The 26,973-nt window shown below is 70.1% G+C and carries 31 protein-coding genes; 16 read left to right on the top strand and 15 right to left on the bottom strand.

Translation table 11 applies throughout. The annotated features are described in order from the left end of the window. Positions 1-13: 13 nt before the first annotated feature. The 4 genes from MKK50_RS12900 (at position 14) to MKK50_RS12885 (ending at position 2,164) form a co-directional block, all read left to right on the top strand. Positions 14-445, top strand: a complete 432-nt coding sequence (locus MKK50_RS12900; protein ID WP_253371382.1) for a gamma-glutamylcyclotransferase family protein — start codon at positions 14-16, stop codon at positions 443-445. A 366-nt stretch (positions 446-811) separates the two neighbouring features. Next, positions 812-1,096, top strand: a complete 285-nt coding sequence (locus tag MKK50_RS12895) for an acylphosphatase (protein WP_499022783.1) — start codon at positions 812-814, stop codon at positions 1,094-1,096. 101 nt (positions 1,097-1,197) lie between these two features. Beyond that, positions 1,198-1,911 carry a DUF599 domain-containing protein gene (locus MKK50_RS12890; protein ID WP_499022782.1) on the top strand — a complete coding sequence of 238 codons (714 nt, stop codon included), beginning with the start codon at positions 1,198-1,200 and terminating at the stop codon, positions 1,909-1,911. Beyond that, complete coding sequence (locus MKK50_RS12885) at positions 1,901-2,164, top strand: DUF3253 domain-containing protein (protein ID WP_253371375.1); 264 nt, start codon at positions 1,901-1,903, stop codon at positions 2,162-2,164. Before MKK50_RS12890 ends, MKK50_RS12885 begins: the two co-directional genes overlap by 11 nt. A gap of 7 nt (positions 2,165-2,171) precedes the next feature. Here MKK50_RS12885 and MKK50_RS12880 read toward each other — a convergent pair whose 3' ends face one another. From MKK50_RS12880 to epmA, 4 genes are read right to left on the bottom strand one after another with little or no spacing between them, the layout of a single operon-like run. Next, positions 2,172-2,969 carry a YdcF family protein gene (locus MKK50_RS12880; protein WP_499022781.1) on the bottom strand — a complete coding sequence of 266 codons (798 nt, stop codon included), beginning with the start codon at positions 2,967-2,969 and terminating at the stop codon, positions 2,172-2,174. Between the two features lie 50 nt (positions 2,970-3,019). Continuing rightward, positions 3,020-3,643, bottom strand: coding sequence for a glutathione S-transferase family protein (locus MKK50_RS12875; protein ID WP_499022779.1), 624 nt, complete (start codon positions 3,641-3,643; stop codon positions 3,020-3,022). Next, positions 3,640-4,701 (bottom strand): lysine-2,3-aminomutase-like protein, encoded by a 1,062-nt coding sequence (locus MKK50_RS12870; RefSeq protein ID WP_499022777.1) that lies wholly within the window; start codon positions 4,699-4,701, stop codon positions 3,640-3,642. The genes MKK50_RS12875 and MKK50_RS12870 overlap by 4 nt, the downstream gene beginning before the upstream one ends. Further along, on the bottom strand, positions 4,698-5,756 hold the full coding sequence (epmA, locus tag MKK50_RS12865) for an EF-P lysine aminoacylase EpmA (protein ID WP_499022775.1): 1,059 nt from the start codon (positions 5,754-5,756) through the stop codon (positions 4,698-4,700). Before epmA ends, MKK50_RS12870 begins: the two co-directional genes overlap by 4 nt. A gap of 123 nt (positions 5,757-5,879) precedes the next feature. Here epmA and efp point away from each other — a divergent pair, with 123 nt between their 5' ends. Beyond that, positions 5,880-6,446: an elongation factor P gene (gene efp / locus MKK50_RS12860; protein WP_003599274.1), complete on the top strand. Its 567-nt coding sequence runs from the start codon at positions 5,880-5,882 to the stop codon at positions 6,444-6,446. Positions 6,447-6,449: 3 nt separating this feature from the next. Here efp and MKK50_RS12855 read toward each other — a convergent pair whose 3' ends face one another. Continuing rightward, positions 6,450-7,436, bottom strand: coding sequence for a heparan-alpha-glucosaminide N-acetyltransferase (locus tag MKK50_RS12855; RefSeq protein ID WP_499022774.1), 987 nt, complete (start codon positions 7,434-7,436; stop codon positions 6,450-6,452). A gap of 420 nt (positions 7,437-7,856) precedes the next feature. Between MKK50_RS12855 and MKK50_RS12850 the strand changes: the two genes are divergently transcribed. The 6 genes from MKK50_RS12850 to MKK50_RS12825 are packed head-to-tail and all read left to right on the top strand — an operon-like array spanning position 7,857 to position 14,183. Beyond that, the gene (locus tag MKK50_RS12850; RefSeq protein WP_253374038.1) at positions 7,857-8,402 is read left to right on the top strand and encodes a cold-shock protein; all 546 of its coding nucleotides are present in this window, start codon (positions 7,857-7,859) and stop codon (positions 8,400-8,402) included. Then, complete coding sequence (locus MKK50_RS12845; protein ID WP_499022771.1) at positions 8,399-8,908, top strand: DUF192 domain-containing protein; 510 nt, start codon at positions 8,399-8,401, stop codon at positions 8,906-8,908. Before MKK50_RS12850 ends, MKK50_RS12845 begins: the two co-directional genes overlap by 4 nt. 2 nt (positions 8,909-8,910) lie before the next feature. Continuing rightward, a complete protein-coding gene (locus MKK50_RS12840) occupies positions 8,911-10,653 on the top strand; it encodes a magnesium chelatase subunit D (protein WP_499022768.1) in 1,743 nt (580 codons plus the stop codon). 8 nt (positions 10,654-10,661) lie between these two features. Next, on the top strand, positions 10,662-11,570 hold the full coding sequence (bchO, locus tag MKK50_RS12835; protein ID WP_499022766.1) for an alpha/beta fold hydrolase BchO: 909 nt from the start codon (positions 10,662-10,664) through the stop codon (positions 11,568-11,570). A 44-nt stretch (positions 11,571-11,614) separates the two neighbouring features. Continuing rightward, positions 11,615-13,141: a phytoene desaturase family protein gene (gene crtI / locus MKK50_RS12830; RefSeq protein WP_499022764.1), complete on the top strand. Its 1,527-nt coding sequence runs from the start codon at positions 11,615-11,617 to the stop codon at positions 13,139-13,141. Next, positions 13,122-14,183 carry a phytoene/squalene synthase family protein gene (locus MKK50_RS12825; protein ID WP_499022763.1) on the top strand — a complete coding sequence of 354 codons (1,062 nt, stop codon included), beginning with the start codon at positions 13,122-13,124 and terminating at the stop codon, positions 14,181-14,183. Before crtI ends, MKK50_RS12825 begins: the two co-directional genes overlap by 20 nt. Positions 14,184-14,267: 84 nt before the next feature. On the opposite strand, the gene ureG is transcribed toward MKK50_RS12825, so the two are convergent. From ureG to MKK50_RS12790, 7 genes are all read right to left on the bottom strand, one after another. Then, a complete protein-coding gene (gene ureG, locus MKK50_RS12820) occupies positions 14,268-14,882 on the bottom strand; it encodes an urease accessory protein UreG (RefSeq protein ID WP_253371354.1) in 615 nt (204 codons plus the stop codon). Positions 14,883-14,898: 16 nt separating this feature from the next. Continuing rightward, positions 14,899-15,633 (bottom strand): urease accessory protein UreF, encoded by a 735-nt coding sequence (locus MKK50_RS12815; RefSeq protein WP_499022761.1) that lies wholly within the window; start codon positions 15,631-15,633, stop codon positions 14,899-14,901. Further along, a complete protein-coding gene (locus MKK50_RS12810) occupies positions 15,566-16,057 on the bottom strand; it encodes an urease accessory protein UreE (RefSeq protein WP_499022759.1) in 492 nt (163 codons plus the stop codon). Before MKK50_RS12810 ends, MKK50_RS12815 begins: the two co-directional genes overlap by 68 nt. A gap of 3 nt (positions 16,058-16,060) precedes the next feature. Beyond that, positions 16,061-17,788 carry an urease subunit alpha gene (gene ureC, locus MKK50_RS12805; protein WP_253371349.1) on the bottom strand — a complete coding sequence of 576 codons (1,728 nt, stop codon included), beginning with the start codon at positions 17,786-17,788 and terminating at the stop codon, positions 16,061-16,063. A 2-nt stretch (positions 17,789-17,790) separates the two neighbouring features. Further along, positions 17,791-18,351: an HD domain-containing protein gene (locus MKK50_RS12800; RefSeq protein WP_499022756.1), complete on the bottom strand. Its 561-nt coding sequence runs from the start codon at positions 18,349-18,351 to the stop codon at positions 17,791-17,793. Continuing rightward, positions 18,348-18,968 carry an urease subunit gamma gene (locus MKK50_RS12795; protein ID WP_499022754.1) on the bottom strand — a complete coding sequence of 207 codons (621 nt, stop codon included), beginning with the start codon at positions 18,966-18,968 and terminating at the stop codon, positions 18,348-18,350. The genes MKK50_RS12800 and MKK50_RS12795 overlap by 4 nt, the downstream gene beginning before the upstream one ends. An 80-nt stretch (positions 18,969-19,048) precedes the next feature. Continuing rightward, positions 19,049-19,975: an urease accessory protein UreD gene (locus MKK50_RS12790; RefSeq protein WP_499022851.1), complete on the bottom strand. Its 927-nt coding sequence runs from the start codon at positions 19,973-19,975 to the stop codon at positions 19,049-19,051. A gap of 209 nt (positions 19,976-20,184) precedes the next feature. On the opposite strand from MKK50_RS12790, the gene MKK50_RS12785 reads away from it, so the two are divergent. Beyond that, positions 20,185-20,703, top strand: a complete 519-nt coding sequence (locus MKK50_RS12785; protein ID WP_499022752.1) for a flavin reductase — start codon at positions 20,185-20,187, stop codon at positions 20,701-20,703. Positions 20,704-20,937: 234 nt separating this feature from the next. On the opposite strand, the gene MKK50_RS12780 is transcribed toward MKK50_RS12785, so the two are convergent. Further along, positions 20,938-21,186, bottom strand: coding sequence for a hypothetical protein (locus MKK50_RS12780; RefSeq protein WP_499022751.1), 249 nt, complete (start codon positions 21,184-21,186; stop codon positions 20,938-20,940). Between the two features lie 445 nt (positions 21,187-21,631). Here MKK50_RS12780 and MKK50_RS12775 point away from each other — a divergent pair, with 445 nt between their 5' ends. Next, positions 21,632-21,844, top strand: coding sequence for a hypothetical protein (locus MKK50_RS12775; RefSeq protein WP_499022750.1), 213 nt, complete (start codon positions 21,632-21,634; stop codon positions 21,842-21,844). Here MKK50_RS12775 and MKK50_RS12770 read toward each other — a convergent pair. Beyond that, positions 21,829-23,205, bottom strand: coding sequence for an 8-oxoguanine deaminase (locus MKK50_RS12770; protein ID WP_499022749.1), 1,377 nt, complete (start codon positions 23,203-23,205; stop codon positions 21,829-21,831). The genes MKK50_RS12775 and MKK50_RS12770 overlap by 16 nt on opposite strands. Positions 23,206-23,481: 276 nt before the next feature. Between MKK50_RS12770 and MKK50_RS12765 the strand changes: the two genes are divergently transcribed. Then, positions 23,482-24,114 carry a hypothetical protein gene (locus MKK50_RS12765; protein WP_499022747.1) on the top strand — a complete coding sequence of 211 codons (633 nt, stop codon included), beginning with the start codon at positions 23,482-23,484 and terminating at the stop codon, positions 24,112-24,114. 60 nt (positions 24,115-24,174) lie between these two features. On the opposite strand, the gene MKK50_RS12760 is transcribed toward MKK50_RS12765, so the two are convergent. Then, a complete protein-coding gene (locus MKK50_RS12760) occupies positions 24,175-24,408 on the bottom strand; it encodes a hypothetical protein (RefSeq protein ID WP_003600212.1) in 234 nt (77 codons plus the stop codon). 531 nt (positions 24,409-24,939) lie between these two features. Here MKK50_RS12760 and MKK50_RS12755 point away from each other — a divergent pair. After that, positions 24,940-25,953, top strand: coding sequence for an NAD-dependent epimerase/dehydratase family protein (locus MKK50_RS12755; protein ID WP_499022745.1), 1,014 nt, complete (start codon positions 24,940-24,942; stop codon positions 25,951-25,953). Positions 25,954-26,185: 232 nt separating this feature from the next. Then, on the top strand, positions 26,186-26,973 hold a 788-nt coding region (locus tag MKK50_RS12750; RefSeq protein WP_499022743.1), incomplete at its 3' end, for a UDP-glucose dehydrogenase family protein.

Below are 26,973 nucleotides of genomic sequence, written 5' to 3'. Positions count from 1 at the left end.
CTGCCGAAAAGCCATGCCCCTCTATTTCGCCTACGGCGCCAACATGGACGCCGCCGCCATGGCCCAGCGCTGCCCGGCCTCGCGGCTGATCGGGCGCGGGCGCCTGCCGCGGCACCGCTTCATCATCATGCGCGAGGGCTGGGCCTCCGTGGTCCGCGCCCCGGGCGCCACCGTGTGGGGCGTGCTGTGGGAACTCGCGCTCTCCGACGTACCGGCCCTCGACCGCTACGAGGGCGTGGCGAGCGGCCTCTACGTGAAGGCGTATCAGCCGATCGTCGGCGATGGCGGCACGAAACGCGCCTTGATCTATCTCGGCCGGAGCGGAGCCGGCGGCCTGCCGCGGCCGGGCTATCTCGAAGCCGTGCTCGCGGCGGGGCAGGCGGCGCAACTGCCCGGCCCCTACCTCCAGGAGATCCGCGGCTGGCAGCGCCGCACTCCGGCCTGATCGGCGCGACGCGCACGACCCGAAGCGCCCGTTGGCACTTGAGCGGCGCAGTTCCGGCCGGATCGTCCTCGAAAAACCTGATCGGCAGTCGGCTCTTCGCCGCGCTGCTTCGGCAACTGCGTCGGCGGCGTGCTCGTCATCTCATAACAAATCCGGTTGATCTCTTCGGGATGGCGGATTTGGGCCTCGCTCGAGCGCCGCGCGGGCTGAGCGATACGCTTTTCGCTTCGATCAAGCGGAAAGCGTATCGCTGGCGTGGTATCTCACCAACCGACCGCAGGCGGCGGTCGCGCGCCGCCATGGCAACCCCATAGCCGGGAGCGAGAGGCTCCCGGCTCCGGCAAGGAACCGGGAGTCCCCTCCACCTTGAGCACCGACAGCAAGACCATCCGCCTCGTGATCCGCGGCCGTGTGCAAGGCGTGTCTTACCGAGCCTGGACCAAGAAACAGGCGGACCGGCACGGCGTCGCAGGCTGGGTCCGCAATCGGCCCGACCGGACCGTGGAAGCACTGTTCTCCGGCCCCGCCGAGGCGGTCGATGCGCTGCTCGCCGCGTGCCGGCGCGGTCCGTTCGCGGCGCGCGTCGACGGCATCGAGGTGAGCGAGGAGGCCGTGCCCGCCTCGATCACGGGTTTCGAGATCCGCGCGTAGACATATCGAGGGCTTGCCCACCGGGCCTCCGGCCTGTAGCCGCCGGAGCAGCATGCCCATCCGGACCGGCAAGACGACACCGCGATGACGACGCCCTGACCATGTGGGACCTCCACGCCTTTTCCCCGCTCGACTTCGCGGCGCTCGTCTTCTTCGTGGCGTCCTGGGTCGGCTACAGCCTCGCCGTTCAGCGGCGGCGAGGCGACCGGCTGAGCCTCAGCCAGATCATGAACCGGCAGCGGCACCGATGGGCCGCCCAGATGATCACCCGCGACAACCGCGTGGTGGACACGACGATCAACGCATCGCTCCAGAACGGCACGGCCTTCTTCGCCTCGACCTCGCTGATCGCGCTCGGCTCGGTGCTGACGCTCTCGCGCTCGGGCGACGACGTGCTCAACCTGTTCTCCGCACTTCCCTTCGGCGCGGGGACGACCCGCCAGACCTGGGAGATCAAGGTCGCCGGCCTCGCCGTCGTGTTCGTCTACGCCTTCTTCAAGTTCGCCTGGGCCTACCGGCTGTTCAACTACGGCGCGATCCTCATCGGCGCGGTGCCGCCCAAGGGCTCGGGCGCCTCCGAGGCGGTGATGCTCCGCGCCGCCGAGCGGGCCGGGGCGATGAACGTGGCCGCGGGCTCGCATTTCGCCAAAGGCCAGCGTGCTTTCCTGTTCGCGCTGGCCTATCTCGGCTGGTTCGTGAGCGCGCCGGTTCTGATGCTCGCCACCGCCAGCGTTGTCTGGGTGATGTGGCAGCGCCAGTTCTCCTCGCGGATTCGCGCCTTTCTGCTCGCCGAGGAAGACTTGCATGGCCGATGAAGCCGCGATCGAAGAGACGATGCTGCGGCTCGTGAACGAGCGCGGAGCGGACAAGACCTGCTGCCCCTCCGAGATCGCCCGCGCGCTCGGCGGCCCGCATCCCGATGGCTGGAGCCCGTTGATGCAGCCGGTCCGCCGCGTCGCCGTGCGGCTGACGAAGGAAGGCCGCGTGCAAATCATGCGCAAGGGCAAGCCGGTGGACGATCCCGACGATTTTCGCGGGATCTATCGCTTGAGCCTGCCGCGGGCGTGACGGCGGCTCACGGCGCCGGCATCACCGCGTCGGTGTAGCCGGTGAGCCGGTAGGCGATCATGCCGATCCACTCCTTCACGCCGATATCGAGCTCCCCCAGACCGGTGGAGGCGAAGCTGGCGAGGCGGTACGCGTCGCGCGGCCAGTTGGTGCGGTAATCGACCGGGTAGGCGGTGACGTCGAACCCGGCCTTGCGGAAGCAGCCCATCGAGCGCGGCATGTGCCAGGCGGAGGTGACGAGGAGCCAGCGCTCGCCGGGCTTCGGCTGCACCATCCGCGCGGAGAACACCGCGTTCTCGTGGGTGTTGCGCGATTGCTGCTCGAGGATCAGGCGGTTGCGCGGCACGCCGAGGGTGTCGGCGTAGCGGCTGACGATCTCCGCCTCCGAGACCGCGTCCTCGCGGGTGCTGCCGGCGCCCCCGGAGAAGACGAGGCGCGCCTGCGGATAGCGCCGGGCGAGGTCGGCCAGCGCGATGGCCCGCTCGCCGGCCTCGTTGACGGTGATCTGGTCACGGCCGATCGAGGTGTCGGCCTCGACCGTCCCGCCGAGCACGACGATGCCGGTGACCGGCGTGCCGTCATCAGTGAAACTCGGAAACCGGTTCTCCAACGGCGCCAGCGTCCAGGCCGAGAGCGGCGAGAGCCCGGCGACGAGGAGCCCAATGAGGCCCGCGACCGTGAGAACCCGTCCGACCCCACGGCCGGCCTCGGTGAAGAGCAGGAGGCAGCCGAGAAGCCCCAGCAGGATCAGGAAATTCGACGGCGTGAGGACGAAGAAGATCAGCTTCGAGAGCGGGAAGAACATCGTCTTCTTTCGTCCGGAGTTCGACACAGGCTGACCTCCGCCGGGAAAAGTCAGGTGAGCGGCAGCGACAAAACGGCCGAGGCGGCGGGCCGTTGCGCGAGCAGGCTCAACCAGCGGCGGATGTTCGGGCGCTCCTCCCGCTCCAGCGGCAGCTGGAACCAGCGGTTCGCCGCGAGCCCGACGGCGATGTCGGCGATGGAGAAGTGCTCGCCGGCAACAAAGGGCGTCTCCGCGAGATGCCGGTCGAGCAGGGCGGCGCAACGCTCGGACCCGGCCCGCGACGCCTCGATCAGCCGCGCGTCCTGCTTGTCGGGGGCGACGCGCACGAGTTGGAGGAAGGCGTCGCGCATCGTCGGGGTGAAAGCGGTGGCCTGCCAATCGAGCCACTGGTCGATCAGCGCGCGGGCGCGGGGCGCCTCCGGCTGGGCCAGCGGGCCGCCATGAGCGTAGGCGAGGTAGCGCAGGATCGCGTTCGACTCCCAGAGGACGAAGCCGTCCTCTTCCAGCGTCGGCACGAGGCCGTTGGGATTCATCGCGCGGTAGCGAGGCTCGCCGACGATGCCGTGGGCGCCGCCCGCCTCGATGTGTTCGTAGGCCAGACCCAGCTCGTCGAGCGCCCAGAGCGCTTTCTGGACGTTTCCGGAGCTGGCCCGCCCCCACAGCTTCAGCGTCATCCTCGGTCCTCGTCGTCGCTCTTCGGGGGATAGGCGTGAACGGCCCCACTCGGATCGGTCACACGCCAGGACGGGCCCGCGGCGTCAAGGTAGCCCGGCCCCACCGGCACCTTGCCGTGGCCGCCGGGAATGTCGAGCACGTAGAGCGGCTGGGCGAGGCCGGAGAGGCGACCGCGCAAGGCTCGCATCAGCGCCTGCCCCTCCGGCAGCTCCGTGCGCAGATGGCCGGTGCCCGGCGCGAGGTCGCCGTGGTGGAGGTAGTAGGGCTTGATCCGGTTCTCGACGAAGCGGCGCATCAGGGCCTCCAGCGTCTCCGCATCGTCGTTGACGCCGCGCAGGAGCACACTCTGGCTCACCATCGGGATGCCGGCATCGACCAGCCGGGCGATGGCGCCCTGCGCGGCCGGCGTGAATTCGCGCGGATGGTTGGCGTGGAGCGCCACGAACACCGCGCCGGAAAACCCCTTGAGGGCGGCGACCAGGGCGGCATCGACGCGGGCCGGCTCGACCACGGGAACGCGGGTGTGGAAGCGCAGCACCCGCACATGCGGGATCGCGCCGAGCGCCTCCGCGATCGCCGCGAGTCGCCGGGGCGAGAGGGCGAAGGGGTCGCCGCCCGTCACCACCACCTCCCAGATCTCCGGGTGGGCGGCGATGTAGCCGTAGGCTTCCGCCAACTCCGCCTCGCCGAGCGAACCTTGGCCGGCGGGCCCGACGCGCTCGCGGCGGAAGCAGAAGCGGCAATAGACCGGGCAGATATGCAGCGGCTTCAGCAGCACCCGGTCGGGATAGCGGTGGACGATGCCGGGCACCGCCTCGTGCGCGTCGTCGCCGATCGGGTCGGCGCGTTCCTCCGCCCGCGTCTCGATCTCCTCCGCACGCGGCACGAATTGGCGGGCGATCGGGTCGCCGGGGTCGTTGGCGTCGATCAGCTCGGCCATGTCGGCGGTCACCGAGACGGCGTAGCGCGCCGCGACCCGCTCCAGGGCGGGGAGGGCGGCTGCGTCCACCAGCCCGGCACGCGCCAGCGCGGTGGCGCTCTTCAGGGCGAGGCTCACCGCGACCGGTTCCGGGTGACCGGTGTCCAGATCACGTCATCGATGCGCGGTGCGCCGGTGGCCAGCATCACCAGCCGGTCGAAGCCGAGCGCGATGCCGCTCGCCTCGGGCATCACCGCCAGCGCTTCCAGAAAGTCTTCGTCGAGCGGATAGCGCTCGCCGTAGACGCGGGCCTTCTCCGCCATCTCCGCCTCGAAGCGGCGGCGCTGCTCGGCCGGGTCCGTGAGTTCGCCGAAGGCGTTGGCGAGTTCCACGCCGCAGGCATAGAGCTCGAACCGTTCGGCGACGCGCGGATCGCGCGGGCTCGGCCGGGCGAGCGCCGCCTCGCTCACCGGGTACTCGCACAGGACCGTCGGGCGCCCCTGGCCGAGATGCGGCTCGATCAGCCCGACGAGGACGCGGCTGAACAGGTCGGCCCAGGTGTCGTCCGGCGCCACCCGCAGGCCGCGGGTCATCACCGCGTCGGCGAGGCCGTCGCGGTCCGTCGCGCCGTCGGGCGAGACCGTGGCGAGGAGATCGATCGCCGCGTATCGTTGGAACGCCTCCGCCAGGGTCAGCCGCTCGAAGGGTGCGAACGGATCGGCCTCGCGCCCGCGGAAGGTGAGGCGCCGGGCCCCCGCGGTTTCGGCGGCAAGCGCCAGCAGGGCGGCGCAATCCTGCATCAGCGCGTCGTAGCTCTCGCCCGCACGATACCATTCGAGCATCGTGAATTCGGGATGATGCAGCGTGCCGCGCTCGCGGTTGCGGAAGACGTGGGCGAGGCTGAACAGGCGCGGCTCGCCCGCCGCCAGCAGCTTCTTGCAGGCGAATTCCGGCGAGGTGTGGAGGTAGAGCGGCTCGCGTCCGCCATCGGGCAGGATCGCCTCCGTGGCGAAGGCGGAAAGATGCGCCTCGTTGCCGGGCGAGACTTGCAACGCAGCGGCCTCGACCTCGACGAAGTCGCGCTCCGAAAACCACGCCCGAAGCCCCGCCAGGATGCGGTTGCGGGTAAGCAGCAGAGGCCGGCGATCCGCATGGAGGCCGGGATGCCACCAGGGCGAAGACTCGTGACTCACGCGAAAACAGCCTCCGGCTGGCAACCGAGCCGCGGATAGGGTAGGGCCTCGCGGATGATTCCGCTCATCCGGCCGAGACGCCGGTGAAGAGCCGCCGTTCTCGTCAAGCCAAGGTCCACGCTCGTGAAAGTGATCGCCAGTACCCTTCGCAAGGGCAACGTCGTCGATAAGGACGGCAAGCTCTACGTCATCCTGACGGCGGAGAACATCCACCCCGGCAAGGGCACACCGGTGACGCAGCTCGACATGCGCCGCATCACCGACGGCGTGAAGATCTCCGAGCGCTACCGCACCACCGAGCAGGTCGAGCGCGCCTTCGTCGAGGACCGCGACCACACCTTCCTGTACCAGGACGGCGAGGGGTATCACTTCATGAACCCCGAGAGCTACGAGCAGATCGCCGTGCCCGCGGACGTGGTCGGCGACGCCGCCCCCTACCTGCAGGAGGGCATGACCGTGACCCTCTCGACCCATAACGGCGTGCCGCTGACCATCGAGCTGCCGCAGCGCATGACCTTCGAGATCGTCGAGACCGAGCCGGTCACCAAGGGCCAGACCGCCTCCTCGTCCTACAAGCCGGCGCTCCTGTCGAACGGCGTGAAGACCTCGGTGCCGCCGCATGTCAGCACCGGCACCCGCGTCGTCATCATGACGGCGGACGGCTCCTACGTGGAGCGCGCCAAGGACTAACGTTTACGGCGGGGCCGCGGTGCCTTCCGCGGCCTCGTAGCAGAGCTGCGAGAGCCCCTGCGCCTTGGCTCGTTCCACCGCGGAATAGGGCTTGCCCGAGCCCCAGAGCCCCTCACGCCGTAGGGCTTCTGCCGTGCAGCGGGCGGCGATCCGGCAAGCCTCCGCCTCGCCGCCGGTGCGGGTGCAGTTGCCGACGTAATCCTTGCGGAAGTTCGCGAGCCCCGCCTTCGGATGCGGCCCGGTCAGCGTGACGAGGCCGGTGAACAGGGCGAGCAAAGCCGGCTGGTGGACGAGATAGACCGCTAGGCTGTGCCGCCCGGCAAAGGCCGCCCCGCGCGCCACGGCGTTCCGAGCCCGCCAGCGGCCGAGCCACGACCCGGCCAAAGCCGGCCGTGCGATCCGGGCGAGCGCGATCCCGGCCAGTACCATCCCGAACCAGGGAAACAGCGGCACCCAATCGTTGGTGTCCGGCAGGCCGCGGCCGAGGCCTAGAAAATAGAGTTCCGGCGCATCGAGCAGGGGATGGGCCACGATGTGCGGTGCCGCCAGCACGACGGCGCCCGCGAGCGCCGTCACCGGGGCCGGCAGGAATACGAAGGGCAGGCCGAGCACGCTCGAGACGGCGATGCAGTGCAGGATGCCGAAGAAGATGTAGCTCTGCGGAAACGCGATCCACGTCGCCCCCGTGATGAGAAGCGCCGCCCCGCCGATCCGCGCGAGCCGGAGGGCGAAGGGCCGCCAGCGCACGCCCTCGCCGTTGGCGAGCACGAGGCCGATGCCCACCAGCAGCAGGAAGGAGCCTGCGATGCCGTGTGCCGCGAGCCGTCCCAGCGGGGTCAGTGCGAAGTTCTGCGGCGTGAGCTGCAGGAAGCCGAGATCCCACAGCCCGTGATAGGCCGCCATCGCCGCGAGCGCCGCCCCTCGGGCCAGATCGAGGGCATCGATCCGCCGGCTCGAACGGGGGGGCGTGAATGCGGGGGAGGCAGGCATAGCCGCGCCCTATCACCGTTCCCCGGCCGAGGCGAAGGGCGCGCGCAGGAGCCGCTGCCCGTTGCAGAGGCAGCCTTGCGGCCATTCGAATCAGCTCGATGCGGGACCGCATCCAAGCCGGCGGCGGCGCGGGTGATCCTAAGCCGTTGTCCGGCCATGCTCTCCCGCCCCGGATCGACACTAGATCAGTTGATCGGGCGGGCAATCGGGCGCGTGGGCAATGCGGCATTGACGCCATGCAACCGAAAAATGATCACTTGCACTGTCCCGTTGCCGGCCAAACGGGCTTCCCGCGTAATCTGACTTTGTTAACGTAGCGCTGGGATTGCGCCGCGCGATTCGGCACGGGTTGCTTACATGTCGAACGAACACGAACTGAGTGCCGTCGGGCTTCGTATGCCGGAGACGCGAGACCGCGCGATGGAGCGTGAGAGCGAGGACGAGCGTCCGGCCGAACTCTTGGAGGTCGCCGGACGCATCAAGTGGTTCGACGTCTCGAAGGGCTTCGGCTTCATCGTCCCGGATGACGGCTCGGCGGACGTGCTGCTGCACATCACCTGCCTGCGCCGGGACGGGCACCAGGCCGCGAGCGAAGGCGCGCGGATCGTGGTCGAAGCGGTGCAGCGCGCCCGCGGCTGGCAGGCCTTCCGGGTGCTCTCGCTCGATCAATCGACCGCGCTCCACCCCTCCGAACTGCCGATGGCACGCACCCACGAAGTCGTCATACCGACGAGCGGCCTGGAACGCGCGGTGGTGAAGTGGTTCAACCGCCTGCGCGGCTTCGGCTTCCTCAGCCGCGGCGACGACACGCCGGACATCTTCGTGCACATGGAGACCTTGCGCCGCTACGGTATCGCAGAGTTGAAGCCCGGCGAGGAGGTGATGGTGCGCTACGGCGACGGCTCGAAGGGTGCTATGGCGGCGGAAGTCCGCCTCGTCGACGGGGCGCTTCCGGCTTCCCATTGACGGTGATCCGCGTGCCCGTGCTTCCCTCTGCGTCAAAGCTTTTGCGCCTCGCCGCCTGCCTCGCCGCGCTGGCGGCTTTGCCGGTGCTCCCGCTCCGCGCGCAAGAGGCGGCACCCGCCGCGCAGGCCGCGACCGAGCCGCTCGGTATCGTCGCCAAGAATGGGCGCCACGCTTTCCAGGTCGAGGTGATGCGCACCGATGCGCAGCGCGCCAAGGGGCTGATGTACCGCCGCTCCATGGCCGCCGACCACGGCATGCTGTTCGATTTCGAGCGGCCGGCGCCGGCCACGATGTGGATGAAGAACACCTACCTCTCGCTCGACATGGTGTTCATCCGCTCCGACGGCTCGATCGCCCGGATCGCCCCGGATACCGAGCCGCTCTCGACCAAGGTGATCCCGTCGGGCGAGCCGGTTCTCGCGGTGCTCGAACTCAACGCCGGCACCGCCGCCAAGCTCGGCATCCGCGCCGGCGACCGGGTCGAGCACCCGATGTTCAAGCGTTAGCCGTGACGGCCCCGGAACCCGACGATCCGGCCGGGGCCTGGACCGATGCGCTACGCGCCGCCGCCCTGTTCGCCGCCGACCCGCACGGCCTCGGCGGGATCGTGGTTCGGGCCGGGGCGGGTCCGGTGCGCGACCTCTGGCTCGATGGTCTCCGCGCCCTGCTCACGGGCCCGGTGCGGCGGATGCCGCCGGGCATCGCCGACGACCGTTTGATCGGCGGCCTCGACCTGCCCGCCACCCTGCGCGCCGGCCGCCCGGTGATCCAGCGCGGCCTGCTGGCGGAGGCCGATGGCGGGGTCGTCGTGGTGCCGATGGCCGAACGCCTCGAGCGCGGCACCGTCGCCCGGCTCGCGGGCGCCCTCGACACCGGCACGCTGGCGCTGGAACGCGACGGCCTCGCCGCGCGGCTCCCGGCCCGGTTCGGCCTCGTGCTGCTCGATGAGGGCCAAGAGGACGAGACCGTCGCGGAGTCGCTCGCCGACCGGCTGGCACTCCGCATCGACCTCACCGGTGTGAGCCTGCGGGATGCGAGCGTAGACCCTGCCTATCCCGCTGGCGAAGCGGCCGCAGAAGCGAGCCAATCCGCACCCGACGCGACGGCCACCCTTTGCGCCATTGCGGAGGCCTTCGGCATCGCCTCGCTGCGGGCGCCGCTTCTCGCCCTGCGGATCGCCCGGATCATCGCCGGGAAGGCCGGCCGCGACGAACCGAACGAGGCCGACCTGATCGAGGCCGCCCGCCTCGTCCTGGCGCCGCGGGCGACGCGCCTGCCCGCGCCGCCGCCGGCCGAGCAAGAAGCGGTGGAGCCACCGCCGCCTGAGCCGCCGCAGGACACAGACCGAACGCCGGAGGACGCGGCCGAGCGCGCGGACGCAACGCCAAGAGAACCCGACGAGACGGTGCTCGACGCGGTCCGCGCCGCCCTCCCGAAGGACTTGCTCGCCCGGCTCCTTGCCGGCGGCCCGCCGCTGCGGACGGGCGCAGCCGGACGGATGGGGGCGGCCTCCGCCTCGCCGCTCACGGGCCGCCCGGTCGGAAGCCGTCCCGGTGATCCGCGCCGGGGGCGGCTCGACCTGATCGCGACCCTGCGCGCCGCCGCCCCGTGGCAGCGTCTGCGCCGGGGCGAGTCCGATCCGCGCCGCGTCCTCGTCACCCCGGAGGATTTCCGGATTCGCCGGCTGAAGCGGCGCAGCGAGACGACGACGATCTTCTGCGTCGATGCCTCCGGCTCGGCGGCGCTCGAACGGCTGGCGGAGGCCAAGGGCGCCGTCGAACTCCTGCTCGCCGAGGCCTATGTCCGGCGCGACCGCATCGCCCTTGTCGCCTTCCGCGGCGCGCGGGCCGAGACCGTGCTGCCGCCGACGCGCTCCCTGGTGAGGGCCAAGCGCGTGCTCGCGGGTCTGCCCGGCGGAGGCGGCACGCCGCTCGCCGCCGGGCTCGACACCGCCGCCGCCCTGGCCCTCGGCATCCGACGCGCGGGCGGCAGCCCGGTCATCGTCCTGCTCACCGACGGCCGCGCCAACGTCGCCCGCTCCGGCCTCGGCGGCCGGACGCTGGCCGGCGAGGAGGCTTTGGCCGCCGCCCGCGTGCTTCGGGTGCAGGCGCTTCCCATCCTCGTGATCGACACCGGCGCTCGGCCCGACGGGGCACGCGGCCTCGCCGAGGCGGCGCAGGGGCGTTACTGTCCGCTGCCCCATGCCGATGCGGGCAGCGTCAGCGCGGCGGTGCGCGCCGCCACAGCCTGAGGCCCGCTTTGCCCTTGCCCTTGAACGACGACCGGCCGGATTGGGAGCGCGACGGCCGCGATTGGCCGCACCGGGCGGCGAGCCGCTTCGTGGAGGCCGCGGGCCTGCGCTGGCACGTGCAGGAATTCGGCGATCCCGACGCACCCGGCCTGCTGCTCCTCCACGGCACCGGCGCCGCGACCCATTCGTGGCGCGGGCTGGCACCGCTGCTGGCGCAGGGCGGCTTTCGCGTCGTGGCGCCCGATCTGCCGGGCCACGGCTTCACCGATCCGCTTCCCCCCCGCCGGCTCTCCCTGCCGGGCATGGCCGAGGCGGTCGGAGACCTCGTCACCGCTCTCGGTTCGACCCCACGTCTCGCCATCGGCCATTCGGCGGGTGCGGCGATTCTCGCGCGGATGTGCCTCGACCGGCGCATCGCCCCCGACCTGCTGGTGGCACTCAACGGTGCGCTGACGCCGTTTCCCGGCGTCGCCAGCTTCCTCTTCCCCGGCATCGCCCGGATGCTGTTCCTGAACCCCGTGACCCCCAAAATCTTCGCCTGGAGCGCCGACCGGGCGGCGGTGCGCCGCCTGATCGACGGCACCGGCTCGCGTCTCGACCCGCAGGGGCTCGACCTCTACCGGCGGCTGTTCACCCGGCCCGGCCATGTCTCGGGTGCGCTCGGCATGATGGCGAACTGGGATCTTCCGGCGCTCGCCCGCGACCTGCCGCGGATTGAGACCCGCACGCTGCTGGTCGTCGGCGGGGACGACAAGGCGATCAAGCCGGACGATTCCTTCGCATTGCGCGATCGTCTGCGGAACGCCCGCGTCGAACTGTTGCGCGGGCTCGGCCACCTTGCCCACGAGGAGGCACCAGAGCGGGTGGCGGAGATCATTCTTGCGGACGCGGAGGCCATTCGCGCCCCAGTCGCCTGAGACGCCTCTTGCGCTGACGAAAATCCCAGCCATAGTGTCAACCTATGTTGACACTCGCCGACAAACCGATTGTCGCGTCCGGCCCCGATGCCCGGCCGCATGCGATCGTGATCGGGGCCGGCTTCGGCGGGCTGGCGGCGGCGGTTCGGCTCGGCGCCCGCGGCTATCGCGTCACCGTTCTGGAGCGGCTCGACCAACCGGGCGGCCGCGCCCGCGTCCACCGTCAGGACGGCTTCACCTTCGATGCAGGGCCGACCATCGTCACTGCGCCGTTCCTGTTCGAGGAGCTGTGGCGGCTGTGCGGGCGGGACATGCACGAGGACGTGACCCTCGTGCCGATGCAGCCTTTCTACCGCATCCGCTTCGAGGACGGGCAGAGCTTCGCCTATAGCGGTGACCGCGCAGCGATGCGGGCCGAAGTCGCCCGCTTCTCGGCCGAAGACGTGGCCGGCTACGAGCGATTCATGGCCCATAGCGAGGCCGTGTGCCGGATGGGCTTCGAGGAACTTGGCCACGTCCCGTTCGGCAGTCTCGGCTCGATGCTGCGGATCGCGCCGGACCTCCTGCGCCTCTCGGGTCACCGCAGCGTCTACGACGTGGTGTCCCGCTTCATCCGCGACGAGCGGCTGCGCACCATCTTCAGCTTCCATCCCCTGCTCATCGGCGGCAACCCGTTTCGCGCCAGCGGGATCTACTGCCTCATCGCCCATCTGGAGCGGCAATGGGGCGTCCACTTCGCCATGGGCGGCACCGGGCGGCTGGTGGACGGGCTCTGCGGCCTGATCCGGGGGCAGGGCGGCAGCGTTCGCTGTGGCGAGGATGTTGCGCGCATCCGCGTCGAGGGCGCCCGGGCGACCGGCGTCGTGATGGCGGGCGGCGAGACCATCCCCGCCGACATCGTCGTCTCGAACGCCGATTCCGCCTTCACCTACGGCACGCTGCTCGGCGGCCGGACCCGGCGCTGGAGCAAGCGGCGTCTGTCGCGTGCCTCGTCCTCCATGGGGCTGTTCGTCTGGTACTTCGGCACCCGGAAGAAATACCCGGAGGTCGATCACCACATGATCCTGATGGGCCCGCGCTATCGCGGCCTGCTGCAGGACATCTTCGACGCCAAGCACTTGGCGGAGGATTTCAGCCTCTACCTTCACCGCCCGACCGCGACCGACCCGCTGCTCGCCCCGCCGGGGCACGACGCGTTCTACGTGCTGGCTCCGGTGCCGAACCTCGACGGCGGCCAGGACTGGGCGCAGCTTGCCGAGCCTTACCGCCAGCGGATCGCGCGCTTCCTCGAAGGCTCGGTGCTGCCGGGCCTCTCCGACGCCCTCGTCACCTCGCGGGTGACGACGCCGCAGGACTTTTCCCAAGACTTCCTGAGCTTCCGCGGCTCCGGGTTCGGACTGGAGCCGGTGCTGACGCAATCGGCTTGGTTCCGTCCGCACAACCGCTCGGAAGACGTGGCGAACCTCTTCCTCGTCGGCGCGGGGACGCATCCCGGCGCCGGCCTGCCGGGTGTGCTGTCCTCGGCCCGTGTTCTCGATTCCGTGGTGCCGGATGCCCGTGTTCGTGCCTGATCCCTCCGCCGCCAGCGCGGCCGACCTCTCCGCCTGCCGGGCCGCGATCCGCGCCGGCTCCAAGAGCTTCTTCGCGGCCTCGCTGCTGTTGCCGCCCTCGGTGCGGGTCTCGGCCTACGGCCTCTACGCCTTCTGCCGCCTCTCCGACGACGCGGTGGACGAGTCGGGCGGCAACCGCGCCGCAGCCCTCGCCCGGCTGGAGCGGCGGCTGACCGCGGCCTGCGCCGGCCGGCCCCACAACCACCCGGCCGACCGGGCGCTCGCCGATGTGCTCGCCCGCCACGCCATCCCGGACGCGCTGCCGCGGGCGCTGCTCGAAGGATTGGCCTGGGACACGCAAGGCCGGCGCTACGACACGCTGTCGGAGCTGGCCGCCTACGCCGCCCGGGTCGCGGGCGCGGTCGGGGCGATGATGACGCTGGTGATGGGCGTGCGCGACGGCCCGGCGCTCGCCCGCGCCTGCGATCTCGGCGTGGCCATGCAATTCACCAACATCGCCCGCGACGTCGGCGAGGATGCCCGCGCCGGGCGCCTCTACCTTCCGCGCTCATGGCTCGACGCGGCGGGTATCGACGCGAACGCCTTCCTCGCCAAGCCTCAGCTCGGCCCCGGCGTGCAACGGGTGGTGGCCGATCTGCTGGCCGCGGCCGACGAACTCTACGCCCGCGCCGAGCCCGGCATCGCCGCGCTCCCCTTGAGCTGCCGCCCGGCGATCCGCGCCGCCGGCCTGATCTACGCGGAGATCGGCCGCGCCGTGGAGGCGAACGGGCTCGATTCGGTCACCCAGCGCGCCCGCGTCACCGGTGCGCGCAAGGCCGGGCTGCTGGCCGCCGCCCTCCTGCCCGCGGGCAGCCGACGGGGCTTGCCGGCGCCGCCTCTGCCCGAGACCGCCTTTCTCGTAGAGGCCGTAACGCACCATCCGGTCCCGGCCGCGCGCCGCCTGCCGCCGTGGTGGAACGTGTCGGGGCAGGTCGTGCGGGTGCTCGACCTGATCGAAGCGCTGGAAGAACGCGACGCCTTCCGCCGCTCGGCCGCGTCGTGAAGTAAACGGGTGCAGCCGGGTCCCCCTCTCCCCGCGTGCGGGGAGAGGGGATGCACTCACCCGATCAGGTCTCGCGAACCGACGTCACCCCAACCCGCCGGCCTCTACGATGAAGCGGGCCACCGTATCCGCCCCGTGCCCGTCGCGCAGGGAGGCGAACACGTAGGGCCGCGCGCCGCGCATCCGCTGGGTGTCGGCCTCCATCACCGAGAGGTCGGCGCCGACGAGCGGGGCGAGGTCGGTCTTGTTGACGATGAGCAAGTCCGAGCGGGTGATGCCGGGGCCGCCCTTGCGCGGGATCTTCTCGCCGCCCGCCACGTCGATGACGTAAAGGGTGAGGTCGGCCAGTTCCGGCGAGAAGGTCGCCGCGAGGTTGTCGCCGCCGGATTCGATCAGCACGAGGTCGAGCTTCGGGAAGCGGCGGCGCATCTCGGCCACCGCCGCGAGGTTGATCGAGGCATCCTCGCGGATCGCCGTGTGCGGGCAGCCCCCGGTCTCGACGCCGAGGATGCGCTCCTCGGGCAGCGCCCCGGCCACCGTGAGGATCCGCGCATCCTCCTTGGTGTAGATGTCGTTGGTGATCGCGCAGATCTCGTAGGTGTCGCGGAAGCGGCGGCACAGCTGCTCCATCAGCGCGGTCTTACCGGAGCCGACGGGTCCGCCGATACCGACGCGCAGGGGTCCGTTCACGGATGCCATGGCTTCCAAAAAATCCTCAGGAGCGGAAGATGCGGGAATACTGCGTCTCGTGCCGGAAGGAACCGAGATCGAGCCGCAGGGTCGCGCTGCCGAGCGCGTCGAGCCCGGCCCCCTGCAGCGACGCGGCCATTCCGGCGATGCGGGGGGTGAGTGCGGCGAGAATCGTCGTGCCCGCGCTCTGGCCGACGGGCGCCACCCGCAGCGCCGCCGAGACGAGGTTCTGGACGAAAGCGAGGCCGTAGGCCGCCACCGTCGCCTCCCGCGCGACGCCGTGCGCGCCCGCCGCCGCGCCGACGGCGACGGGGTAGGCAACCTCGGCGTCGAGCCGTTCGGCGACCGTCGAGAGGGCGGGGCAGGGCCAGGCCCGCAGGGTCGCATCCAGGAAGCTGCGCCCCTGTTGGCTCGTTTCCAAGTGGAGTTCGCGGGAGGGGGCGAGCGCGAGGGCGAGGTCGTTGATCTCGGCCAATCCCGCTTCGTCCCCGGCCTCAGTGGCGCGATGCGCAGCGGCGCAGAGGATCATGTCGTTGCGCCCCGCGCCCCGCTCCAGCACGTCGGCGAGCCAGTCGGCGAGGGTTGCGGCATCGCGCACGTCGCAACACTCCACCGCCCATTCGAGCCCGTGCGAATAGGCGAAGGCCCCGACCGGATAGGTCGGCGAGAGCCACGCCATCAGCCGCAGGGCGTCAATCATGGGTGTGCGGGTGCCCGTGCGAATGCCCGTGCCCGTGGTCATGCCCATGCCCGCCGGCATAGGCGCCGCCCTCGGGCCGGAACGGACGCGTCACCGGCTCGGCGCTCCCGCCCAAACCCCGCACCATTTCGGCGAGCACGTGGTCGTGGCCGATCCACACCGCGTCCTCGCCGATCTCGGCGGGGATGTGCCGATTGCCGATATGCCAGATCAGCCGCTTGAGGGCGTGCGGGGAGGGCGCGCGGATCTCCAGCAGCGCCTCGGGCGCTGCCTCGACCCAGACGAGCCGCCCATCCTCCAGCGCGAGGGCATCGCCGTCATCGAGCACGGTGGCCTCGGCGAGGTCGAGCAGGAACGCGGTGCCGCCGACGCCCCGCATCGCCATGCGGCGGCGGTGCCGGTCGTTCGAATCGAGTACGATGCGGTCGACGATCTCGCCGGAACCGAGACGGTCGCGGCGGATGACGCGGGTGGCGCGGATCATGGTTCAGAACAGGAAGTAGCGCTGCGCCATCGGCAGAACCTCCGCCGGCTCGCAGACCAGCAATTCACCGTCGGCGCGCACGTCGTAGGTCTCGGGGTCGATCTCGATAGTCGGGGTCGCGTCGTTGAGGATCATGCTCTTCTTCGAGATCCCGCCGCGCACGTTCTCCACCGCCACCAGCTCCTTGGAAACGCGCAGCCGCTCCTTCACCCCGTCCTCGAGCGCTGCCCGCGAGACGAAGGTCAGCGCGGTGGCAAAAGGCGCGCGGCCGTAGGCGCCGAACATCGGGCGGTAATGCACCGGCTGCGGCGTCGGGATCGAGGCGTTGGGGTCGCCCATCGGCGCGGTGGCGATCATGCCGCCCTTAAGCACGAGGTCCGGCTTCACGCCGAAGAAGGCGGGCGTCCACAGCACGAGGTCGGCGAGCTTGCCCGGCTCCACCGAGCCGATGTGCCGCGACACGCCATGCGCGATGGCCGGGTTGATCGTGTATTTCGCCACGTAGCGTCGGGCGCGCAAATTGTCGTTGCCCGAGGCATCTCCGGGCAGAGCGCCGCGCTGGCGCTTCATCTTGTCCGCCGTCTGCCACGTGCGGATCACGACCTCGCCGACCCGGCCCATGGCCTGACTGTCGGACGACATCATCGAGAGCGCGCCGATATCGTGCAGGATGTCTTCCGCCGCGATGGTCTCCTTGCGGATGCGGCTCTCGGCGAAGGCGAGGTCTTCGGGAATCGACGGGTCGAGGTGGTGGCACACCATCAGCATGTCGAGATGCTCGTCGATGGTGTTCTTCGTGAAGGGCCGCGTCGGGTTCGTCGACGACGGGAGCACATTCGCCAAGCCCGCCACCCGCATGATGTCCGGCGCGTGGCCGCCGCCCGCGCCCTCGGTGTGGAAGGCGTGGATGGTGCGGCCCTTGAAGGCGGCGATCGTGTCCTCGACGAAGCCCGACTCGTTGAGCGTGTCGGTGTGGATCATGACCTGCACGTCGAACGCGTCGGCCACCGAGAGGCAGTTGTCGATTGCGGCGGGCGTCGTGCCCCAATCCTCATGCAGCTTCATCGCGCAGGCGCCGGCCCGGATCATCTCCTCCAGCGCGCCCGGCACGGAGGCGTTGCCCTTGCCGGCGAAGGCGAGGTTCATAGGGAAGGCATCCGCCGCCTCGATCATCCGGGCGATGTGCCAGGGGCCGGGCGTGCAGGTGGTGGCGAAGGTGCCGTGCGCGGGGCCCGTGCCGCCGCCGAGCATCGTCGTGACGCCGGAGCAGAGCGCCTCCTCGATCTGCTGCGGACAGATGAAGTGGATGTGGCTGTCGAAGCCGCCCGCCGTGAGGATCTTGCCCTCGCCGGCGATCACCTCGGTGCCGGGGCCGACGACGATGTCGACATTCGCCTGAACGTCCGGGTTGCCGGCCTTTCCGAGCTTGAAGATACGACCACGGACGATGCCGACATCGCATTTCACGATGCCCCAATGGTCGAGCACCACCGCGTTGGTGATGACGGTATCGACGGCGCCTTCGGCGTTGGTCGCCTGCGACTGGCCCATCCCGTCGCGGATCACCTTGCCGCCGCCGAACTTCACCTCCTCGCCGTAGGTCGTGAGATCGCGCTCGACCTCGATCTCAAGGCTGGTGTCGGCCAAGCGAATACGGTCGCCTGTGGTCGGCCCGAACATGGCGGCATAGGCCGCGCGGGGGAGGGCGGCGGGCTTGCGAGTGTCGGCCATTTCTAAAGAGTCCCTCGCGCCTCGGCGACGGCGCGGTCGAAGCGATCTTCCAGGGCGGCGTTGGTGCCGCGGCAGCCCGCTACGACTTCTTCCGCCCAGGCGATGTAGTCGGCGATGCGCTGCCGCTCCCAGCCTTCCGGCGGGCTCGCCGTCAGCGAGCGCAGATTGCTGGTCTTGTCGGCGACCTTGACCGCCTTGGCACCCGCAGACTTATGCGGCGCTCCCTCGACCTGTCGGCGCTTGCGCTCCGCTTTGGGGAGAGCCTTGTCGTCCGTCACCTCCGCGACGAGGGCGGCCACGCGCGGGCCGAACAGCCGCTCCAACTCCTCGCGGTCGGTCTGCGTGTCCTCGAGCGTGTCGTGGAGCCAGCCGGCGGCCACGAGGGCGGCATCGGGTTCCCCCATCGTCTCGGCGAGAAGGCACGCGACTTCCGCCAGATGGTTGACGTAGGGCTCGCGGGCGGCGCCCTTCCTCTGCTGGTCCGCGTGCCGGCGGGCTGCGAAATCGGCTGCCCGGGACACGAGCGCCACGTCCTCCCGGTAAGTCGGATCGAGCCCGGTCACAGCGGCCCCATCACGTCGCCGCGGAAGCCGTAGACCTTCCGGTCGCCCGAGAGAGGCACCAGCGCCACCTCGCGGGTCGAGCCCGGCTCGAAGCGCACCGCCGTGCCCGGCGCGATGTCGAGGCGCTGGCCGCGGGCCTTGTCGCGGTCGAACACGAGACCGGGATTGGCCTCGAAGAAATGGTAGTGCGAACCGACCTGAATCGGGCGGTCCCCGGTATTGGCGACCTCGATCACCGTGCGCGGCGCGCCTTCGTTGAAGACGATCTCGCCGGGAAGCGTCGTCACCGTGCCCGGCACGTCCGCCGAGGGTGCGCCGCGGATCGGGTGGTGGACGGTGACGAGCTTGGTGCCGTCGGGGAAGGTCGCCTCGACCTGGATGTCGTGGATCATCTCCGGCACCCCCTCCATCACCTGGGAGGCATCGAGGACGCGGGCGCCGGCTTGCATCAGTTCGGCGACGGAGCGCCCGTCGCGGGCACCCTCCACTACGAAGTCGGTGATGAGGGCGATCGCCTCCGGATGGTTGAGTTTCACCCCCCGCGCCAGCCGGTTGCGGGCGACCTGGGCGGCCATGGCGACGAGGAGCTTGTCTTTCTCGCGGGGCGTGAGGAGCAAGGCGTGCGTCCTGGGTTGAGAGTCGGCCGGGCCTGAAGGTGGGCCGAGCAAGGATCATGCTCGGCCCGAGGTCAAGCTGCTTACGTCTGCCACACGCGCGGCATCGGCTGCCCGCGCCACGCGGCGAGGAAGCGGGCGGCGCCGTCGCGCAAGGGTGCGACGGTGGGGGCCAGCATCCGCACGGCGAGATGGCCGTTCCAGGCGCTCGCCCCAGCCTCGACCTGCGCCGGCAGGGCGTCGAGGAGGGCGCGGGCCTCGTCGAGCCGGCCCTCCGCACACGGCGACAGGTCGAGGATCGTCGCCAGTGCGCGGGCCCCGCCGCCGATCGCCCGACGGCCCATGAGAGCGGTGACCGCTCCGTCGAGGCGCAGGCTGTCGGCGTAGACGAGGCGGCCGTCGCGGCGGATGCGCCAGGAATCCTCGAACAAGGCCTCTTCCAGGGTCTCGCCACGGGCGGCACGGCCAAGCACAGCGATCTCGGCGACAAGCAGCGACGCGTCGGGGGCAAGATCCGCCTCGAAGCGGCGCACCAGCCGGGCACGGTCGAACAGGATCGTCTCCTGCGGCAGCCAATCGAGCCGTCCGCCGGCGCCGACGCTGACCCGGTTGACGATCTCGGCACAGGGGCCGTCCGAGCGGTAGATCTTCTCCGCCGCGGTCGTCGTCAGCACGCAGGCCGCGCCCGCTTCGACCGTCACCGACACCGCGAACACATCGCCGCAGGCAACGCCGCCGCCGGTGTTGACCAGCACCCCCTCCAGCATCCGCTCGGCGCCCTGGCGGGGACAGCGCAGGCGCAAGGGGCCGCTCTCGGCGAGATCGACGATCCGCGTCGGCGCGTCCGCGGCCGTTCCGGCAGGGGCGACGCGCAGATCCACCGCGCCCTGCGAGCGCTGGCGGGACGGGGCGGGGCGGAGCGGTTCGGCAGGGATCGGACGGCCTCCGGCGGAGCGGGTGCCGGCTTCATCGGCCACCGGAGCCCCGGTCCGCAAGGTAGCGGGCACCACCGGTCCGGTTCCATCCCGCACGCATCTTCGGCATTGAACGCGCAGGATGCAGGCAGCGCCGACCATTTCTGGCTATCAGAGAGCTGCTATTCCCCTTGACCGGAGCGGCCGGAACGCCCACCGCGTCATCGTTTCAAGGGCGTTCAACCGAGCCTTGCGACGTCCTGCTCAACGATCGGGACCTCATCCGGCCCCGAGAGGCGACCGTCATGACTTCATCCAACCCCGAAGCCGTGTCTGCCTCGGCCTATCGCGAAGTGATGGCTCAGATCGCGAGCGCGGTGCATCTCGTGACCACGGACGGGCCCGGCGGCCGGATGGGTCTCACGGCGACGTCGGTGTGCAGCGTCAGCGACGGACCGCCGACGCTGCTGGTCTGCCTCAACCGCAGCTCGTCCGCCTATCCCGCCTTCCGGCGCAACGGCGTGCTGTGCATCAACACGCTCACGGCAGCCCACGAGAGCCTCGCCGCCGATTTCGCCGGCCGAGTGCGCCAGGGCGCGCGCTTCGATGGGACGGTCTGGAGCACGCTGCGAACCGGGGCTCCGGTGCTGCCGGATGCCCTCGTCGCCTTCGATTGCCGGATCGTCGATCGCCACGAGGTCGGCACGCATGACGTGCTGATCTGCGCAGTCGAAGCGCTCACCGGGACCGGCGGCGGCGCCAGCCTGCTTTATGCCGGGCGGCACTACCGGGTGCTGCCGCGCCCGGATTCCAAGGACGATTGATAATCCTTAGGCGGGCGGAAAGCGGGCCGCGTCTCTGAGCGCGGAGCAGGCTTATCTCGCAACGGCCCTCGATCGAGGCGCAGCACCGGCGTCCTTGAAGCCCGCCGCGACGTCTCTCGCAGTCTGAAGGTGCAGGGGGATCGACGGCTCGAGCGGGCTTCGAGACCGAGCTTGCGCCCGGCCGCTCGGCCAGGAGCGGACGGGCCTCTCGAAGCAACGCCGCGTAACAGGCGCTCAGCGCTCGTAGTGGCGCGCGCGGGCGGTGTTGGCGTTGAAGGTGCTGCGGGCCGGACGCTGCGACGCGACCAAACCGGGATCGCGATCCGGAACGCCGAACAGGTTCAGCCCCTCAGCCGAGCGGGGCACGCTGCCGGTCGTTTCCGGCTGCTGCGCCCCGGCCATCCGGCCCCGGTCGCCAGCGAAGGCGCCACCCGCCGAGACAGCGAGCGCGATGAGTGCGGCGGAGAAGATGCGTACGGACATTTTGTTGTCTCCCGAACGAGGTGTTTCGGTCAGGGAGTTAAGCACGACAGAAGCAGGATGCTCACAGAATTTGTGCAGCCGTGTCCGACAAATAGCCACAACACGCACACGATATGGGCACCGGAAGAACACCGCGGAGTCTCCGACCAACGAGCGAGAGCGCAACGCAAAATATGATATATATTTTTCAGTGACTTAATCGAAAAATGGAAAGGCTGCCTGATCCCTTGGCATGTGGCATGATCCTTTCCCGTTATGTGTGGGCGGACACGGAGCGCGTTGCTGACGGGATTACCCGAGCGGCATTCCGTTGAGAATCACCAGGGTGGCCGCGATCACCCCTTTCGGCCGACCATCGCCCCGATCTGCGCCCGCAGTTCGCCGGTGGGTGAAACACCCTACCCGGACGCATGAGGCCGAACGGCGCCTGCTTGATCGGACTGTCGTGCTTGACGGTCGCCGGCCGGCGGCGGGCGTCACGACCGAAGCCGTCGAGATCGTCAGGAATGAATCGGAGCCGGTCGCGACGCGGGAACTCCGCCCTGACATCGGCGAGCATTTTTGCCACGCCGGGCTCACCCAGCCGACGCCCGCTTTCCTCGACGTGGTGCCCCTCGTGGCCAGCCCTTGGCGCGACCAGACCTATCGTGGAAGCTGATCGTCGCCGAACAGGGACCGGGCGAGCCGCGAATGTTCCTCGCGCAGGCGTCCGGTCTCGAGGCCGAGCGGCTGGCCGTCTATCACCCGCCATCCGCCCGCGACCAGGACCCGGTCGGCCCGGTGGGCGCCGCACAGCACGAGCGCCGCGAGCGGATCGTGGGCGCCGGAGAAGCGCAGTTCGTCCAGGGTGAACAGGGCCAGATCCGCCTCGTGGCCGGGCTCGATCCGGCCGATGTCGTCGCGCCCGAGGCAGCGGGCCGAGCCCTCTGTCGCCCAGCGCAGGGCATCGAGATGGGTCACCGCCTCAGCGCCGTAGGTCAGGCGGTTGATCATCAGGGCGTGGCGCACACCCTCCATCAGGTTCGAGCTGTCGTTGGAGGCCGAGCCGTCGACGCCGAGGCCGACAGGCGAGCCCGCCGCCTCCAACTCGCAGGTCCGGCACTGACCCGAGGCCAGCACCATGTTCGAGGTCGGGCAATGGCACACGCCGACGCCAGCCGCGCCGAGGCGCCTCACCTCGTCGTCGTTGAAATGGATGCCGTGAGCGAGCCAGGCCCGCGAGGTCATCCAGCCGACCTCTTCGAGATAGTCCACCGGGCGCTGCCCGAACGCCTCCAGGCAAAAGGCGTTCTCGTCGCGAGTCTCGCCGAGATGAGTGTGGAGCGGGCAATCGTAGCGCTCGGCCAGCACGGCGCTCTCGCGCATCAACCGCTTGGTGACGGCAAAGGGTGAGCAGGGGGCGAGCCCGATCCGCACCATCGCACCGGGCGTGGGATCGTGGAACAGGCGCAGCACCCGCTCGCTGTCGGCGAGGATCGTGTCGTCGTCCTGCACCAGCGCCTTGGGCGGAAGGCCGCCCTCTTCCTGCGACAGGCTCATCGAGCCGCGGGTGACGACGGCGCGGATGCCGAGGCGGCGCGCCTCCTCGACCTGGATGTCGACGGCGTTCTCCAGCCCTTGCGGGAACAGGTAGTGATGGTCGCCCGCCGTGGTGCAGCCGGAGAGCAGCAACTCGGTGTAGGCGAGCCGCGTCGCCAGCCGGAAGGCCTCCGGCGTCAGCCGCCCCCAGATGCCGTAGAGCGCCTGCAGCCAGGGAAACAGCGGCTTGTTGATCGCTGCCGGATGGGCGCGTGTCAGCGTCTGGAAGAAGTGATGATGCGTGTTGACGAGCCCGGGGATGACGACATGCCGCCCGGCCTCGAACGTCTCGTCCACCGGCGCGGAGGGCTGCCCGCCGGCCGGAACCCGTTCGGCGATGCGGCTGCCCTCGACGACCACGCCCCCGCCGGCTCCCTCCGCCAGGATCGCCAGGGGATCGCGTATCCAGAGGCGCCGCGCCGCCGTGCCATCCGCTGCCATGCCGACTCCCGAGATCTTCGAAGGTGAGACCGGATCCATCACCGCTCCGGCTGCATCGAGCGGAAGAATTAGAGGTTGAGACGGCGAGGAGAAACCGGCTTGCCGACGATCAGGGGGGCGAAAGAGCGAATGCCCTGCGCGGTTTGATACATGGATCTATGGACGCGGCGCAGGGGTGCCCCTATCCTTACGAACGCTTCCGCGGCGGGTGCCTGTGCAACCGGCGTGAAAGCCTACGGCCGGCGTTGTCCTTCTCCGACCCCGAGAGGATTCTCCATGTCGCGCGGCATCCGCTTTCCGACCCTTCTCCTCGTGCTCGGCACGATGCTGGCGGCATCCCCTGCGGGCGCCCAGGACAAGCCTGCCGGTCAATGGACCGATCCACCGGCCAAGGTGGATACGCCGGCGATGAACGCCGCGGCGAAACCGGCCGCGACCCCTGCGAAAGTCGACGAGCCCAGGGTCTCGGCCCGCCCCGAGGCGCGCCCAATGCGACGCACGGCCAAGATCCGGCGGGAACGGATCCGGACAGCCACGAGCCGCGCCCGGCCGATACGACAGGTAGGAGTGGAGGTGTCGCGGAAAGCCGAGCGTCCACCGAGCAGGCGCATCGTGGCCCGCATGATGCCGCCACCGCGGACGACGAGGGTCACGGGACGCCGCCCGAGTCCGGTTTACGGGTCCATCGCGCCCGACGCCCCGGCCTATGTCTATTACGAACAGCGCCGCTTCGGGGCCGCCGGGAGCAGACCGCGCGATCTCGGTCTGCCTCCGGAGGGCGGACCGGCTTACCGGACCGTCGGGATGCGGGGAGACGGCCACCTCGTCATGCGCTGGCGCGGACCGGGCGTGCCGACCGGCTTCGTGATCAACCACCCATCTCCGTTCGACCAATTCGGTGAGGAATAAGGTGGTCGGCCCCACCCTTCGACGAGGCGGAGCCTTGGTCTTGAAGACGTGAGGCGCGCTTCAGCGAGCGCGGCCGGGGCGAGCCGGCTCGAACACGATGCGGCGGTGATAGGCGCACCAGCTCTTACCATCGGCGACCGGAGCCCCGCAGCACACGGCCTGGTCACTCGGCTCACCGATGATGAACTTGCAGACGAAGGTGCCGGATTGCGCGAAGGGGACACGAAGATCGGCGGAGGGTTCGGCAATCGCATCGGCCTCACCGACTTGCGGCAGGCGGAAAAGCTGGTTCATCGTGCGGACACTCGGTGTTCGGACTCGCTGGACCCAAGCGAGGGGCGGCACAGCGCCCTGGGCCTGGACGGATGTTTCGGCCGGCCCACGCGTCTCACACGATCCGTACGACGACGGTCAGTCCCGGCGGAGTGCGGGACCGACGTCGCGAGCGGGCGCAAGACGAAGGTCGGCTGATAGTCTGGCGTAAGTATACCTGATTCCCCGATAAACAACCCCTAACCCGGCGCGACAGCTGCGCGCTGGAAGCAGGGTTACCCTGTTCACCGGGTGAAAGGCAGGCGGCCACTTGCCTGAAAAACCCTGTGAAAACGATAATCAACGTTGAGACACAACGTTCCCAACCCCGTCGGCGACCCACCGCACGACGGATCATCGCGTTCCTTGCGACGCGGACGGGCGGAAGCTATCCCGCTTCGGAGTGCCTCATGAAAATCCCCGTCACCGATCGTGTCTCCTCTTGGCACGGCGGCGCAGCGGGCATTGAGTGAAAGACACGGATCCTCTGGAAGACGGCGCACCGGGCCTCGCATGCATGCTCTCGTCACGGGCTCGGCCGGCTTCATCGGCCACGCGCTGACCCGCCGCCTGCTGGCGGCGGGCTTCGGCGTGACAGGGTTCGACGGCCTCTCGCCCTATTATGATGTCGGTCTGAAGCGAGCCCGGCACGCGGATCTCGCCCGATATCCCGGCTTCGAGGCGGTCGAGGCGCGGCTCGAGACGCCCGGCGCGCTCCTCGACGTGGTGGCGCGGGTCAAGCCGGACCTCGTCTTCCACCTCGCGGCGCAGGCGGGCGTTCGCTACAGCCTCATCGACCCCGGCGCCTATGTCGAGGCGAACCTCGTCGGCTTCGCCAACCTGTTGGAGGCGGTGCGCGCACACCCCGTCAAGCACCTGCTCGTCGCCTCGACCAGTTCGGCCTATGGCGGCAATGCGAGCGTCCCGTTCCGCGAGACCGACCGTGCGGTCTCGCCGCTCACCCTTTACGCCGCCTCGAAACTTGCCAACGAGGCGATGGCGCATTCCTACGCCCACCTGTTCAGTGTGCCGACGACCGCGTTCCGCTTCTTTACGGTCTACGGACCGTGGGGGCGGCCGGACATGGCCCTGTTCCTGTTCACCCGGAAGATCCTGGCGGGCGCGCCGATCGAGGTGTTCGGCGAGGGGGCGGCGGAGCGCGATTTCACCTTCATCGACGATCTCATCGATGCGATCGTCGCGCTGGCGGAGCGCCCGCCGCCGATGCCGTCCGCAGGTGGCCCGGTCTCGGCCGCCGACACCCTAAGCACGGTCGCGCCCTATCGTCTGGTCAATATCGGCGGCGGCCGTCCGGTCCGGCTCGATGCCATGATCGGCGCCCTGGAGACGGCCCTCGGGCGCAAAGCCGAGCGCGTGCTGAAGCCGCTGCCGCCCGGCGACGTGATCCGCACCCATGCGAGCCCCGACTTGCTGCGCGACCTCGTCGGCCGCTTGCCCGAGACGCCGCTAGAGACCGGCATCCCCGCCTTCGTGAGGTGGTATCTCGACTATTACGGGGACCCATAGAGCCCTTGCGGGCCGGCGCCTGCGGGGACGAGGCACTGGATGGCGCATCGCTCCGCCCTTGTTCCCGAAAACGGATCACAGCCTTTCGGGCTCTTACCTTCCCCGGATGCGCCCACGCCGGCCACGCTGAGCGAATTGCCCGCACCGGAAAATATGCCGACCCTCGTGACGGGCGGTCTCCTCGATGGTTCTCGAGGATCAGGATCCGCCGCTTCAGGGAGACGGACCACCGATGCGCATCGCGATGATTGGCTCGGGCTATGTCGGCCTCGTGTCGGGCGCCTGCCTCGCCGATTTCGGCCACGAAGTCGTCTGCATCGACAAGGATCCCGGCAAGATCGCCGCCCTCAACGAGGGCCGCATGCCGATCTACGAGCCCGGCCTCGACACCCTCGTCGCCGAGAACGTCCGCGCCAAACGCCTCACCTTCTCCACCGACCTCAGACCCGCCGTAGCGAGCGCCCAGGCCGTGTTCATCGCGGTCGGCACCCCGTCCCGCCGCGGCGACGGCTTTGCCGACCTCTCCTACGTCACCGCCGCGGCCCGCGAGATCGCCGAGGCGCTCACCGGGTACACCGTGATCGTCACCAAATCGACCGTCCCCGTCGGCACCGGCGACGAGGTCGAGCGCATCATTCGCGAGGCCCGGCCCGACCTCGACGTCGGCGTCGCCTCCAACCCCGAATTCCTGCGCGAGGGCGCGGCGATCGACGACTTCAAGCGGCCCGACCGCATCGTCATCGGCGCCGAGGACAACCGAGTGGCCGCCGTGATGCAGGAGGTCTACCGCCCGCTCTACCTCAACGCCGCGCCGATCCTGCTCACCGGGCGGCGCACGGCCGAGCTGACGAAGTACGCCGCCAACGCGTTCCTGGCCACGAAGATCACCTTCATCAACGAGATCGCGGATCTGTGCGAGCAGGTCGGCGCCAACGTGCAAGAGGTCGCCCGCGGCATCGGCCTCGACAACCGCATCGGTAGCAAGTTCCTGCATGCCGGGCCGGGCTATGGCGGCTCGTG

This window comes from Methylobacterium sp. J-043, from assembly GCF_022829505.1.
GTDB lineage: Bacteria > Pseudomonadota > Alphaproteobacteria > Rhizobiales > Beijerinckiaceae > Methylobacterium > Methylobacterium extorquens_A.
The sequence above is the reverse complement of the archived record's forward strand: the minus strand, read 5'-3'. Positions and strand labels throughout refer to the sequence as shown.